This is a genomic window from Synechococcus sp. CBW1006 (assembly GCF_015840525.1).
Taxonomy (GTDB): Bacteria; Cyanobacteriota; Cyanobacteriia; order PCC-6307; family Cyanobiaceae; genus CBW1002.
On record NZ_CP060396.1, the window covers coordinates 2140682 to 2152535 of the forward strand.

The following is an 11854-nucleotide window of genomic DNA, read 5'->3' on the forward strand; positions in this document are numbered from 1 at the left end:
CTGGATGGAACGGGCCCTGCAGCTCGCCGCCCTCGGAGCCGGCCGGACCAGTCCCAATCCGATGGTGGGGGCCCTGGTACTGGATCGAAGCGGCCAGCTCGTGGGCGAAGGCTTCCATGCCGCGGCCGGCGAACCCCATGCCGAAGTGGGCGCGCTGGTGCAGGCCGGTGAGCGGGCCCGCGGCGGCACCCTGATCGTGACCCTGGAGCCGTGCTGCCATCAGGGCCGCACGCCCCCCTGCAGCCAGGCGGTGATCCGCGCGGGCCTGGCGCGGGTGGTGGTGGCCATGGCCGATCCCGATCCCCGGGTGGCCGGCCGTGGCATTGCCCAGCTGCGCTCGGCGGGCCTGGAGGTGATCGTGGGCGTGGCGGAAGCTGCAGCCCTACGCCTCAACCGCGCCTTTCTGCATCGGGTCCAGACCGGTCGCCCCCTGGCCATCCTCAAGTGGGCCATGGGCGTGGATGGCCGCACGGCGCTCCCGAATGGCGCCAGCCAGTGGATCAGCGGCAGTGCGTCACGGGACTGGGTGCACCACTTACGGGCCAGCTGCGATGCGGTGATCGTCGGCGGCGGCACGGTCCGAGCCGATGACCCGCTGCTCACCAGCCGGGGGCGACGCTCGCCGGAGCCGCTGCGGGTGGTGCTGAGCCGCAGCCTGGCCCTGCCGGAGCAGGCCCGTCTCTGGGACCAGGCTGACGCCGCAACCCTGGTGGCCCACGGGTACGAAGCCCAGCCGCGGCGGCGCTTCCAGCTGGATCGACGCGGTGTGGAACGGCTGGTGCTGAGCCGTTGCGAACCCACGGAGCTGCTCGAGGCCCTGGCCCGGCGCGGCTGCAACCAGGTGCTGTGGGAATGCGGCCCTGCTCTGGCGGCGGCGGCCCTGCGGGTCGGGGCCGTGCAGGAGATCGTGGCCGTGATCGCACCAAAACCAATGGGTGGTCTGGCCGCCTTCACACCCCTGGATGATCTCGGCTTCACGGCCATGGACCAGGTGGCCGCATGGACTGCAAGACCGCCATCCGTGTTGGATGGCGACCTGCTCTGGCGCCTGGAGGCCCCTGCCTCGTGATCATCCTGCCCTTTGACCTTGGTCTTCTGTTGAGCGGCCTGCTGCTGGCCGTGGTCGTCTGGATCGGGATGGACCAACTGGCCCGGCTGGCACGGCCGAGCGGTCTGGCGCGGCGCCTGCTGCTGCGGGCGCGCCTCAGTGTCAGCCTCACGATCGGGCTGGGCACCCTGATCTGGTGGGGGTTCGAGCGCCTGGGCTGGGATCTGAGCCGCAACGGCAGCGAGGTGCGGCAGGTGGTGCTGATCCTCGGACTGGTCTGGACAGTGCTGCGCTGCAAAAGCGCCCTGCTGGCCCATGCCGGAGAAAACCTGGAGTGGTTGCAGCAACGCAGCCAGGCAGACCGCAACTTTCTTCAGGACCTGCTCAACAAGCTGATCACGGGAACGTTGCTGCTGCTGGCGACACTCGAGGTGCTGCGCCTGATGGGGGTGTCGCCCACGCTCTTGCTCACCGCCAGTGGCTTCGGTGCGGCCGCCCTCGGGTTTGGCGCCCGCACCCTGGTGGAAAACCTGCTGGCCGGGGTGATGCTGTATGTGAACCGCCCCTTTGTGATCGGCGACTTCATCCAGGTGCCGAGCCAGTCCCTGCAGGGGACGGTGAAGGTGATCGGGCTGTATTACACCCAATTGATCACACCGGATCAGCAGCCTCTCTATCTGCCCAATGCCACCTTCGCCAGCTCGGCGATCCTCAACGGTGCGCGCCGCGATCACCGTCAGGTGCTGGTGACGTTCGGCATCCGCTACGACGATCAGCCCCTGCTGGAGCCGATCCTTTCCGCCTTGCGCGAGGAACTGACCCAATGCCCGGGGGTGGAGCCATCCCTGCCCAGGCGGGTGCATTTTGTGGGATACGGGGAATCCAGCCTCGATCTCCGTCTGGAGTGCTTCGGGGGCGGCAGCTCCGATGCCTATTACGAGCTGCAGCAGGAGATCCTTCAGCGGATCGGCCGGGTCGTGGCCAGCCAGGGCGCCGCGATGCCCTTCCCGACCAGGCTGGTGCTCCAGACCAAGCCTCAGAACGAGGATCCGCAGGAGAGCTCAGCGGGGGCCGAAGGGTAAGGGGCTACCAGGCTCGCGGCGGCGGATCAGTCGATGGAGTGGCTGTGCTGGACCAGATCAGCTGGGAATGAAGTGACGCAGGCGGCAGGCCTCGCTGGCTGTGCGGTGCTGCAGTTCCTCATCGCTGAGCTCACTCTCCTGACGCTGCTGGGCCGCGATCACGTCGCTCTCGCTGAGCTGGTAGCCCTGTTCCGCCGCCAGGGCCAGAAAAGCGGCCAACTCCAGGGGCTGATTCAGCCGCTGCTGCAGGTCGGCATCGGCGCGGGCGCGGGCGAGAAAGGCATCGAGTTGATCAAGGCTCATGAATCAGGTCCGATGGGTGTCTCAGTCCTAAGCCCACAGCGTGCCAGGTGCTCAGGGGTCGTCCCGCAGCGGCGGGTGGCTCTTCTGGACTTCGCTTTCCTGCACCGTGAGGCGGCTGATCAGGATCCCCATCACAACCGCGATGTACAGCGGCCCCACCACGGTGAACAGCACCGTGAACATCTGCGCAGCTGGCGTCTGGGGCAGGATGTCGCCGAAACCCACGGTGCTGATACAGACAAAGGCGTAGTAGGTGAGACGCACAAAGTCGAGGTTCCACGGCACTTCCAATGAACTGGTCGGCCCTGGCAGGATGAGTGGCTTTTGATCGCTGGCGCTGATGAAGCTGCCCGGCTGGAGGGTCTCCAGCACCGTCACCACCATGCCGGCCGTGAGGCCCAGCAGCAGGTAGCCGGCCACGGCCCCCATCAACACCTTCTGGTTGATCAGCTTTTCCTCCGACAGGAACAGGATCAGCCGCTGCAGGCTCCAGGCGATGAAGCCGGTGATCAGCAGCAGCAGGGGAAGGCCGCTGTTGCGCACCTCCAGCGGCGTGAACGACCAGAACACCATCGACAGCAAGCAGGCCAGCCCCACCAGGCGGAAGGCCAGATCGTTGCTGCGGCGGCCGCCGGGCCGCAGCGTCTCGCGCAGCTGCAGGCTGAGAATCAGCAGCAGGAGTCCGTAAACAAGATGGGCCAGCCGGTTGAACGGAGCCGGCAGGCTCAGGCAGCCCAGGATGAACAGGTCGAGCAGCAGCAGGTTGCGGTAAAAGCGATGTCGGCGAGATCGCCGTCGATCCGGACTGAGATCAGTTGGACTCAGCAGATGCATGCAGCCGCCTCGGTTGCCTGCATTGTGGGGCCGCCGTTCGGTTCTCCCACCCCGCCCTCGGGGCTCCCCTGCAGCAAGGACCCTTAGTTTGGTCAGACTACGGACGACTGACGATGGCCATCCGCCAGGACGACAAAGGTCCGAACCGGCGCTTCGGAGTGATCAATCTGGTGTTGATCGGCTTCGGTGTGCTGTTGCTGTTCAGCAACTTCCTGCCGTCGCAGGGAATGCAGCAGGTGCCGCGGGTGCCCTATTCGCTGTTCATCGATCAGGTGAACGACGACAACGTCAAACGTGCGTACATCACCCAGGACCAGATCCGCTACGAACTCAAGAGCCCTGAGGAAGAAGGCGCGCCCTCGGTGCTGGCCACGACCCCGATCTTTGACATGGAGCTACCCCAGCGCCTGGAGCAGCATGGGGTTGAATTCGCCGCTGCTCCTCCCAAAAAACCAAACTTTTTCACCACGCTGCTGAGCTGGGTGGTGCCTCCGCTGATCTTCATTCTGGTGCTTCAGTTCTTCGCCAGGAGAAGTGGCATGGGCGGCGGCGCCCAGGGAGCCCTCAGCTTCACCAAGAGCAAGGCCAAGGTCTACGTGCCCGATGAGGAATCGCGCGTCACCTTCGCCGATGTGGCTGGCGTCGATGAGGCCAAGCAGGAGCTCACCGAGATCGTCGATTTTCTCAAGACCCCGGAGCGCTACGCCGCCATCGGCGCCCGCATTCCCAAGGGCGTGCTGCTGGTGGGTCCTCCCGGCACCGGCAAGACCCTGTTGTCCAAAGCAGTGGCCGGTGAGGCCGGTGTGCCCTTCTTCATCATCTCGGGCTCCGAGTTCGTCGAGCTGTTCGTCGGTGCCGGTGCCGCCAGGGTGCGGGATCTGTTCGAGGAAGCCAAGAAGAAAGCGCCCTGCATCATCTTCATCGACGAACTCGATGCCATCGGCAAGAGCCGCTCCGGGTCGATGGGTGTGGTCGGCGGCAATGATGAACGGGAGCAGACCCTCAACCAGCTGCTCACCGAGATGGACGGCTTCGCCGCTCAGGACAAGCCGGTGATCGTGCTGGCGGCCACCAACCAGCCCGAAACGCTCGATGCCGCCCTGCTGAGGCCCGGCCGATTCGATCGCCAGGTCCTGGTGGATCGGCCTGATCTCTCAGGCCGCAAGATGATTCTCGACATCTATGCCAAGAAGGTGAAGTTGTCGGGCAGCGTTGATCTCGACAAGATCGCCCAGGCCACCAGTGGCTTCGCCGGCGCCGATCTGGCCAATCTGGTCAACGAGGCCGCCCTGCTGGCGGCCCGCGCCTACCGCACCAGTGTGGAGCAGGGCGACCTCAACGAAGCGATCGAACGGGTGGTGGCCGGCCTGGAGAAGAAGAGCCGAGTGCTCCAGCCCGATGAGAAGAAAGTGGTGGCTTATCACGAAGTGGGCCACGCCATCGTGGGTCACCTGATGCCAGGCGGCAGCAAGGTGGCGAAGATCTCGATCGTGCCGCGCGGCATGGCAGCCCTGGGGTACACGTTGCAGCTGCCGACGGAGGAACGCTTTCTCAACTCCAAGGGCGATCTCGAGGGGCAGATCGCCACATTGCTCGGGGGCCGCAGCGCTGAAGAGATCGTCTTCGGTGCCGTGACCACCGGCGCCGCCAATGATCTGCAGCGCGCCACCGACATCGCCGAGCAGATGGTGGGCACCTACGGTATGAGCGAGACCCTTGGGCCCCTCGCCTACGACAAGCAGGGCGGCAGCCGCTTCCTCGGTGGGCCCAGCAACCCCCGCCGTGTCGTCAGTGACGCCACCGCCCAGGCGATCGATAAGGAGGTGCGCACCCTGGTGGATCGGGCCCATGAACGGGCCCTGTCGATCCTGAACCACAACCGTGGGTTGCTCGATTCGATCTCCGAGAAGATCCTCGAGAAGGAGGTGATCGAAGGCGACGATCTCAAGGATCTGCTCGCTTCCAGCACCATGCCCCAGGGGGAAGAGGCTGTCAGCTGTGCAGATCAGCTCAGCCCAGCCTGAGTCCCAGACAGGGAAGCGTCCCGCCCCGGATGCTTCCGGGTCTCCGCCCTTGACGGCGGGGCCCCCAATCCCGGATAAGGGTTCTTTGAGATGGGGCGATGACCTCCCAGCTCTCCAGCCTCGCCTCGCTGCTGAGCGGCCTGCGCGGATCGGATCTCCTCTCCTCCGCTGATCTGAGCGGCGATCAGACCCTGGCCCTGCTGCAGCTGGCCGCCGAACTCAAGAGTGGACAACGCCGCATCGACCTGGGCGGCAAGACGCTGGGCCTGATCTTCACCAAGGCCTCAACCCGCACCCGGGTGAGCTTCACGGTGGCGATGGCGCGCCTTGGGGGGCAGACGGTTGATCTCCACCCCTCGGTCACCCAGGTGGGGCGCGGAGAGCCGGTGGCGGATACGGCCCGGGTGCTGAGCCGTTACGTGGATGCCCTGGCGATCCGCACCTTCGCCCAGCAGGAGCTGGCCGAGTACGCGCACTGGGCCTCCATCCCGGTGATCAATGCCCTCACCGACCTGGAACATCCCTGCCAGGCCCTGGCCGATTACCTCACCCTGCAGGACTCCTTCGGGGAGATCGAGGGCCTGACCCTGGCCTACGTCGGCGACGGCAACAACGTGGCCCATTCCCTCCTGATCGCCGGCGCCTTGCTGGGGGTGAACGTGCGGGTGGGCTGTCCGGAGGGGTTTCTGCCCGATCCGGCCGTGGTGGAGCAGGCCCGAAGCCTGGCCGGAGATCGCTGCCGCCTGGAGGTGCTGCACGATCCGGTGGCAACCGTGCGCGGCGCCCAGGCGCTCTATACCGATGTGTGGGCCTCAATGGGCCAGGAGCAGGAGCAGACGGAACGCGAGCGGGCCTTTGCGGGCTGGTGTCTGGATGAAGCGCTCCTTTCCGAAGCGGACAGTCGGGCGATCGTGCTGCATTGCCTGCCGGCCCACCGCGGCGAAGAGATCAGTGCCGGCGTGATTGAGGGTGACGCCAGCCGGGTGTTTGATCAGGCGGAGAACCGCTTGCATGTGCAGCAGGCCCTGCTGGCGGCGGTGCTGGGGGCGTTCTGAGTGGCTCCGGGTTCCAATCCGGCCGGCCGATCTCTGGACAAAAGTGGCCCCAGAGCGATACAGATGTATCAGGTGCTCGATGATCTGTGCCGGTACTCCCTCCTCCTGCCGCTTCCACCCTGGAAACGCTCACATCGGCCCAGCGCGAGTTGTACGACTGGCTGGAGGGGTATATCGCCGCCCATCGCCACAGTCCTTCGATCCGGCAGATGATGCAGGCGATGGGCCTGCGTTCGCCGGCCCCGATCCAGAGCCGGCTGAGGCATCTGCAGCAGAAGGGCTGGATCACCTGGCAGGAGGGCCAGGCCCGCACTCTGCAGCTGCTGGGCGAGCGCTCCGAGGGAATTCCGGTGCTTGGTGCTGTAGCGGCCGGAGGCCTGGTGGAAACCTTCGACGATGTCCAGGACCGGCTCGACATCGCGCCGCTGCTGGAAAGTCGTGGCCTGTTTGCCCTCACCGTGAATGGAGACTCGATGGTGGGCGCCCACATCGCTGACGGTGACATGGTGCTGATGGAACCGGTCAGCGATGCCAGCCGAATTCGGCCCGGCACCATCGTCAGCGCCCAGGTGCCCGGCAGCGGGACCACACTCAAGCACTTCCATCCCGATGGAACCCAGATCCGCTTGGAGGCCGCCAATCCCGCCTACGAACCGATCGTGCTGCCCGCCGACCAGGTGCTGATCCAGGGTCGCCTCGTGGCCGTGTGGCGCCAGCTTTGAGTCTGCACAACAGCTCGACGGAACCCATCCAGCCAGGACAGGCCGCGGTGTAAAGTCTCCTGGCGAGCGACGGGGCTCTCCGGGCCAAGCGAAGTCACCAGAACTTCGTTCGTTTCTTGCAAGCATGGGGCCATAGCTCAGCTGGTAGAGCACCTGCATGGCATGCAGGGGGTCAGCGGTTCGAATCCGCTTGGCTCCATTAATCACTGTTTTTGTTTGGGCTTGTTTCAACAAGATATTTGGTTGAATTTGGTTTCAACTTTATATTTTAATTCCATTTTTCGTACTCGGCTCTCTCTCCAGTTCATTGGAGAATTTTTATGGGGCCTCTCTGGGTGCCCTCAAGCCTGACTTCGTTGACCATCTGTGGCCTGGCAACTCACGGATAACGCCCGGCCCCTGCTGGGGTTGTGACCGGCACCACCTTCATCCCGATCGGTGCCAGGGCGATCAAAGCCAGCTTGATGTGCTGGATGCCGAAGGGAATTCCCACGATGGTCACAAAGCAGGCCAAGGCGGAGCTGAGGTGGCCGATCGCCAGCCACCAGCCGGCCAGCAGGAACCAGATCAGGTTCCCCACCAACCCCAGCGGCCCCGTTCCGAAGTCGCCCTGGCCGGTGAGCTCCCGACGACTGACGGCCTCATAGCCGAACGGCCAGAACGCGAAGTTGCCGATCACGAAGCAGGCGCGCGCCCAGGGAATCCCCACGATCGTGAGGGCGGCGACGAGGCCTGCCAGCCACCATCCCACCCCCATCACAAAGCCGCCGAGGACAAACCAGAGGATGTTGAGAAGGAGGCTCACGCTGGAACAGGCAGGTTGCTGCTGATCGGTAGCCACACGATGACCTCCATCCAAGGCGATGACCAGCGCACGGGCAGTTCCAGTGCTGACCCCACACCCCCTGGTGGGGCCGTCAGGGCGGCGCTACGACCGGCTCCCCTTCCCTGGCCGTCATGGTGTCGACGACGCGCCCGTTACTTCCTGGCATCACCGCGGTTCGGGTGGCCCTTGGGCTGGCCTGTCTGGGCCTGGCAGCCCTGGCCCCAGCGGCGGAGGCGGCAGGCCTGATGCGGCTGCGGCGCACGGATCGCGTCCTGCCGGGCAGTGGCGATCCTGTCTGGGCACTGCAGCTGGAGCTGCCGGGAGAACCCCTGCGGTCCTATGCGGCCCTTGCGGGACGGGCGGATCGGCAGCAGGCAGATCGCCATCGCCTCGGCAGCCGCTCACCCCTGCCCCCCGGGCACTACCGCGTCTCCGAGATCGTCTCCCTGGCAGGGTCCGATGATCTGCCGGTTGAGCTGGGCCGCATCAGCTGGATCGGCCTGGAGCCGCAGTTCCCCACCGATCGCCGTGCCCTCGGCATCCATCTCGATCCAAGCGCGGGGCATGGCAGCGAGAGCGGCACCGATGGCTGCATCGGCATGATCCATGCAGATGATCTGCTGACGCTGACGGCGTTGCTGCAGCAGCACGGGGTGAGCGAACTTGAAGTGCTGCCCTGAGGGCTCCTGTGAGCCCGAGGCAGGTCGCACCTCCAGGCCAAGACATCCAACACCGCGGACAAGACCACGGCAGATTGTCCCTCTTCCATCTCTGGAACTGGGCAAGGCATGACCGGCAACCTCGCCGCCATCGGCTTTCTGTTCACCTGGGTGCTGGGCTGGGGCATCGGCGGCTCCCTGATCGACGCCGCACTGCTCCACGTCGGTGTCTACTCGCTCGAGACCGGTCAGCTGGGCACCCTCGCCACCTTCGTGGGCTGGACAGTGGTGTGGGGAGGATTGGGCTGGTGGCTCTACGAGCGGCTCACCGCAACGCCCTCGTCGTCGGATTGAGTGATGCCTGGCAGAGGCTTGGTCGCTGCCTGGCAGAGGCGTGACCGGTGCTGGTTCGCTGATCAGCCAGAGCGGCATTGGATGGGTGTCCGCTGACCAAGGCATCCGGTCGCGATCCCGTTGAACCCGGCCGGGACCACCCCAGACGCATCGCCAGACAGCCGTACGACCGCGCTCCACAGCACCAGGGGAAGCGGCCGAGCCCGTGGCAGCGACCTCACGGGGCTCATGCGTGAACCAGCGGATTAGCCATCATCGGACAGAGATGTGCTTAAAGACACACGCGAGAGGGCATGTTCATGCCGATTTGACGTGTTGAAAACCTGATCACGATGCCATCGTGATCAGCACTGGGCATCAAGAAAGATCACGTCAGATTGGCGCAGCTTCCGGCGAGGTGATCACACTGGTGTTGCGCTGAATCGATCCACAGCTGATGACGTCTTACCTCACCTGGCGGCGGACCGTCCTGCTATCCACCCTGGACGGGCTGATGGCCAGCAACGCCGCCACGCCCGCCCACGGGTCCACCCTCCAGGCGGCAGACCAGGGCAATGAGGCCGAGACCAACGGGGTGTTCGAGCGTCTTGAACGGGAGCTGTCGCGCTGCATGCCCGTGGCCGAAATCGCTGCCACCACCTCGGATCTGCTCACGTCGCGGCGCTGCACCTCCTCTCCGGCACGGCTGCGGATGCTCGATGGCTTCCGCCGTCATCTTCTGGTGCGTCAGTCCTGAGTTGAGCCGCTGGCAAGACAGCCCCAAAGAGGCTGATCGAAATCAAGCCGTTCCAATCAAACGAGATGACATCATCAGAGCAAAACGAACCACTAAAAGGTCTGGGTCCAGCCAGGAGCGTGTTGACGGGATACTCGAAGTAGCGATCCTTCAGCTGCAGATCTATGCCTGCGGCATGCTGGCGTCGGCAGCCTCTTTGGCCGCGTCGAAATGTGCCGCCAGAACGGCATCAGCTCTGGTGAGGCCATCCACTTTATGTGTGAAGATCTCGGCCTCGACATGGCCCCAACCGAGCTGAAACTCGGCGTGATGGCCCTGGCGTTCACAGATCTCACCAGCCTGATTCACCCACGCCAGGGCGGAGACAAAGTCCGGGAAGGTCCAGGCCTTGCGCAGGTGGTGGGCGTCCACCACCTCCCAGCCCGGCAGTTCCTGCAGCACGGCATCGCATTCCTCTGGGGTGAGGGTGGGCGCCCCGTCCCGGCAGGGAACGCAGGTCTCATCTCCGAGGGCCATGGGGTGTCGCGCGTTGCTGCCGCAAGTATGGGCAGAATTCCCATCGCGCCGCCGCTCCTGACCATGCTTCTGCGCCTGCTTCTGCCCCTGTTGATTGTGCTCCTGGTGGGCTGGGGCGCACCGTCCGCGGCCCTGGCCTCGATGTTTCACCTGGAAGGACCGTTGCCGGCTGATCTCGGCATCCACGGAGGCTCGCTGTCACCCTGTGCCAGCTCAGCGCACTGCGCGCGTCAGAACTGGTCGGTTGCCGATCCCGATGCTGCCGTGGAGTTCCTGGCATCCCGGCTTGAGGCCACCGAAGCGATCCGCATCGTGGAGCGTCAGTCCAACTACCTGCATGCCACCGCCACCAGCAGCCTATTCGGCTTCGTGGACGATCTCGAGCTCCTGGCGGATCCTGTCCACCAGCAGGTGCAGGCCCGCTCCGTATCGCGGCTCGGGGATTCCGATCTCGGGGTCAACGCCCGTCGCCTGGAGTGGCTCAGCACAGCTCTGGAGCGTGACTGAACTCTTGTCAGGGCACGGGGCTGGCCTCGGCAACCGCTTCTCGACCCAGGCTCAAGAAGCAGGTGACAGGAGTCTCGCCCCAACGCCCCCTGATGGATTCGAACCATCGACCGGCTGCTTAGAAGGCAGCTGCTCTATCCGGCTGAGCTAAGGGAGCTCGCTGGCCTGGGCCAGGTCTTCCAATGATGCCTTGTGGGCAGGTGCCCGTGCTGGTGGGACGTAGATTGGTCAACCCTGCGATTTTCGCGCCATGGCGGCGACCCGGCTCAGCGAAGCGCAGAAAACAGAGCTGGTGGCCCGTTTTCGTAACGGAGACACCAGCCAGGAGCTGGCGGGGATCTATGGCTGCAGTGCCATCACCGTGAGCCGGGTGGTGAAGGCGTCTCTCGATCCAGCCGAATACGAGGGGCTCAAGCAGAGGCGAGGTCGCCGCGGCAGTGCGGTCGCCGCGGAGGCCACTGCGGATGTCGCGGTGCCGACGTTGATCCCAGAGGAGCCTGGACCAGACCTCCCCATCCCCAGCGCACAGGTCCTCGACGCTGCAGTGCCCGTGGCGCCCCAGGAAGCCAACAGCACCATCGAAAGCGAGAGCGACGATGGCGGCGAGAGCAGCGAGGACGACGAAGCCGCCACCGGCCTTGCCATCGACGATGCCGATGACTTCGGGGACGACGGGGATACCAGCGATGACGAGGACAGCATGGATGGTGGGGAGGACGACGACGCCGATGTGTTCCTGGTGATTCCACTGACGACCACCGTCGTCGATGACACACGCCCGTCGATCGAAGCCCAGCCACTGGAAGAAGCGACGTTGCCCAGCAGCGTCTACATGCTGGTTGACAAGACGGTGGAGCTACAGGCCCGACCGCTGCGGGAGTTCAGCGATCTGCAACCCCTCGCTGACGAGGAGCAGGATCGCCAGGCCCTGCACGTGTTCGCCAATCCACGCCACGCAAAACGCCAGTGCGGCCGCACTCAACGGGTGATCAAAGTACCGGATGTGGCGGTGTTTCAGCTCACGGCTCCCTACCTGTTGAAGCAGGGCATCACGCGTCTGGTGGTCGAAGGTGCCCTCTATGCCCTGCCAGGCTCCTGAAGGGAGAGCCCGCCTTCGCTGGGATCATGGGCGCGCCGAGCCTGGGCACTGATCAGATCTTCCAGGGCCAGGGGCCAGAGGACCCGGCC

The 11854-nt window shown here is 65.1% G+C and carries 14 protein-coding genes and 2 tRNA genes; 11 read left to right on the plus strand and 5 right to left on the minus strand.

Features of this window, described 5'->3' with window-relative positions; genetic code table 11:
• Nucleotides 1-4 precede the first annotated feature (4 nt).
• Entirely contained in the window at nucleotides 5-1069 is a 1065-nt protein-coding gene (gene ribD, locus H8F26_RS10260; protein ID WP_197159123.1) for a bifunctional diaminohydroxyphosphoribosylaminopyrimidine deaminase/5-amino-6-(5-phosphoribosylamino)uracil reductase RibD, read from the plus strand.
• Nucleotides 1066-2130 carry a mechanosensitive ion channel family protein gene (locus H8F26_RS10265; RefSeq protein WP_197153860.1) on the plus strand — a complete coding sequence of 355 codons (1065 nt, stop codon included), beginning with the start codon at nucleotides 1066-1068 and terminating at the stop codon, nucleotides 2128-2130. Before ribD ends, H8F26_RS10265 begins: the two co-directional genes overlap by 4 nt.
• A gap of 57 nt (nucleotides 2131-2187) precedes the next feature.
• Here the strand turns inward: H8F26_RS10265 and H8F26_RS10270 are convergent, their stop codons facing one another.
• Together H8F26_RS10270 and H8F26_RS10275 are read right to left on the minus strand one after the other, a co-directional pair.
• A complete protein-coding gene (locus H8F26_RS10270) occupies nucleotides 2188-2433 on the minus strand; it encodes a Nif11-like leader peptide family RiPP precursor (protein WP_197153861.1) in 246 nt (81 codons plus the stop codon).
• Between the two features lie 51 nt (nucleotides 2434-2484).
• Entirely contained in the window at nucleotides 2485-3267 is a 783-nt protein-coding gene (locus tag H8F26_RS10275) for a potassium channel family protein (RefSeq protein ID WP_197153862.1), read from the minus strand.
• Between the two features lie 113 nt (nucleotides 3268-3380).
• On the opposite strand from H8F26_RS10275, the gene ftsH reads away from it, so the two are divergent.
• The 4 genes from ftsH (at nucleotide 3381) to H8F26_RS10295 (ending at nucleotide 7267) form a co-directional block, all read left to right on the plus strand.
• Nucleotides 3381-5291, plus strand: coding sequence for an ATP-dependent zinc metalloprotease FtsH (gene ftsH / locus H8F26_RS10280; protein ID WP_197153863.1), 1911 nt, complete (start codon nucleotides 3381-3383; stop codon nucleotides 5289-5291).
• A 98-nt stretch (nucleotides 5292-5389) separates the two neighbouring features.
• Nucleotides 5390-6346 carry an ornithine carbamoyltransferase gene (argF, locus tag H8F26_RS10285; RefSeq protein ID WP_197153864.1) on the plus strand — a complete coding sequence of 319 codons (957 nt, stop codon included), beginning with the start codon at nucleotides 5390-5392 and terminating at the stop codon, nucleotides 6344-6346.
• Nucleotides 6347-6432: 86 nt separating this feature from the next.
• The gene (gene lexA, locus H8F26_RS10290; RefSeq protein WP_197153865.1) at nucleotides 6433-7068 is read left to right on the plus strand and encodes a transcriptional repressor LexA; all 636 of its coding nucleotides are present in this window, start codon (nucleotides 6433-6435) and stop codon (nucleotides 7066-7068) included.
• A 126-nt stretch (nucleotides 7069-7194) separates the two neighbouring features.
• Nucleotides 7195-7267 (plus strand) — tRNA-Ala (locus H8F26_RS10295).
• 180 nt (nucleotides 7268-7447) lie between these two features.
• Here H8F26_RS10295 and H8F26_RS10300 read toward each other — a convergent pair.
• Nucleotides 7448-7825, minus strand: a complete 378-nt coding sequence (locus H8F26_RS10300) for a YccF domain-containing protein (RefSeq protein WP_231598271.1) — start codon at nucleotides 7823-7825, stop codon at nucleotides 7448-7450.
• A 200-nt stretch (nucleotides 7826-8025) separates the two neighbouring features.
• On the opposite strand from H8F26_RS10300, the gene H8F26_RS10305 reads away from it, so the two are divergent.
• The 3 genes from H8F26_RS10305 (at nucleotide 8026) to H8F26_RS10315 (ending at nucleotide 9643) form a co-directional block, all read left to right on the plus strand.
• A complete protein-coding gene (locus H8F26_RS10305; RefSeq protein ID WP_231597748.1) occupies nucleotides 8026-8574 on the plus strand; it encodes a L,D-transpeptidase in 549 nt (182 codons plus the stop codon).
• 108 nt (nucleotides 8575-8682) lie between these two features.
• Nucleotides 8683-8907 carry a hypothetical protein gene (locus tag H8F26_RS10310; protein WP_197153867.1) on the plus strand — a complete coding sequence of 75 codons (225 nt, stop codon included), beginning with the start codon at nucleotides 8683-8685 and terminating at the stop codon, nucleotides 8905-8907.
• 436 nt (nucleotides 8908-9343) lie between these two features.
• Nucleotides 9344-9643, plus strand: coding sequence for a hypothetical protein (locus tag H8F26_RS10315; protein WP_197153868.1), 300 nt, complete (start codon nucleotides 9344-9346; stop codon nucleotides 9641-9643).
• 162 nt (nucleotides 9644-9805) lie between these two features.
• On the opposite strand, the gene H8F26_RS10320 is transcribed toward H8F26_RS10315, so the two are convergent.
• Entirely contained in the window at nucleotides 9806-10159 is a 354-nt protein-coding gene (locus H8F26_RS10320; RefSeq protein WP_197153869.1) for a 4a-hydroxytetrahydrobiopterin dehydratase, read from the minus strand.
• Nucleotides 10160-10222: 63 nt separating this feature from the next.
• Here H8F26_RS10320 and H8F26_RS10325 point away from each other — a divergent pair, with 63 nt between their 5' ends.
• The gene (locus tag H8F26_RS10325; RefSeq protein WP_197153870.1) at nucleotides 10223-10666 is read left to right on the plus strand and encodes a DUF1499 domain-containing protein; all 444 of its coding nucleotides are present in this window, start codon (nucleotides 10223-10225) and stop codon (nucleotides 10664-10666) included.
• Between the two features lie 83 nt (nucleotides 10667-10749).
• On the opposite strand, the gene H8F26_RS10330 is transcribed toward H8F26_RS10325, so the two are convergent.
• Nucleotides 10750-10823, minus strand: a tRNA-Arg gene (locus H8F26_RS10330).
• Between the two features lie 93 nt (nucleotides 10824-10916).
• Between H8F26_RS10330 and H8F26_RS10335 the strand changes: the two genes are divergently transcribed.
• Complete coding sequence (locus H8F26_RS10335; protein ID WP_197153871.1) at nucleotides 10917-11765, plus strand: hypothetical protein; 849 nt, start codon at nucleotides 10917-10919, stop codon at nucleotides 11763-11765.
• The last annotated feature ends 89 nt before the right edge of the window (nucleotides 11766-11854 follow it).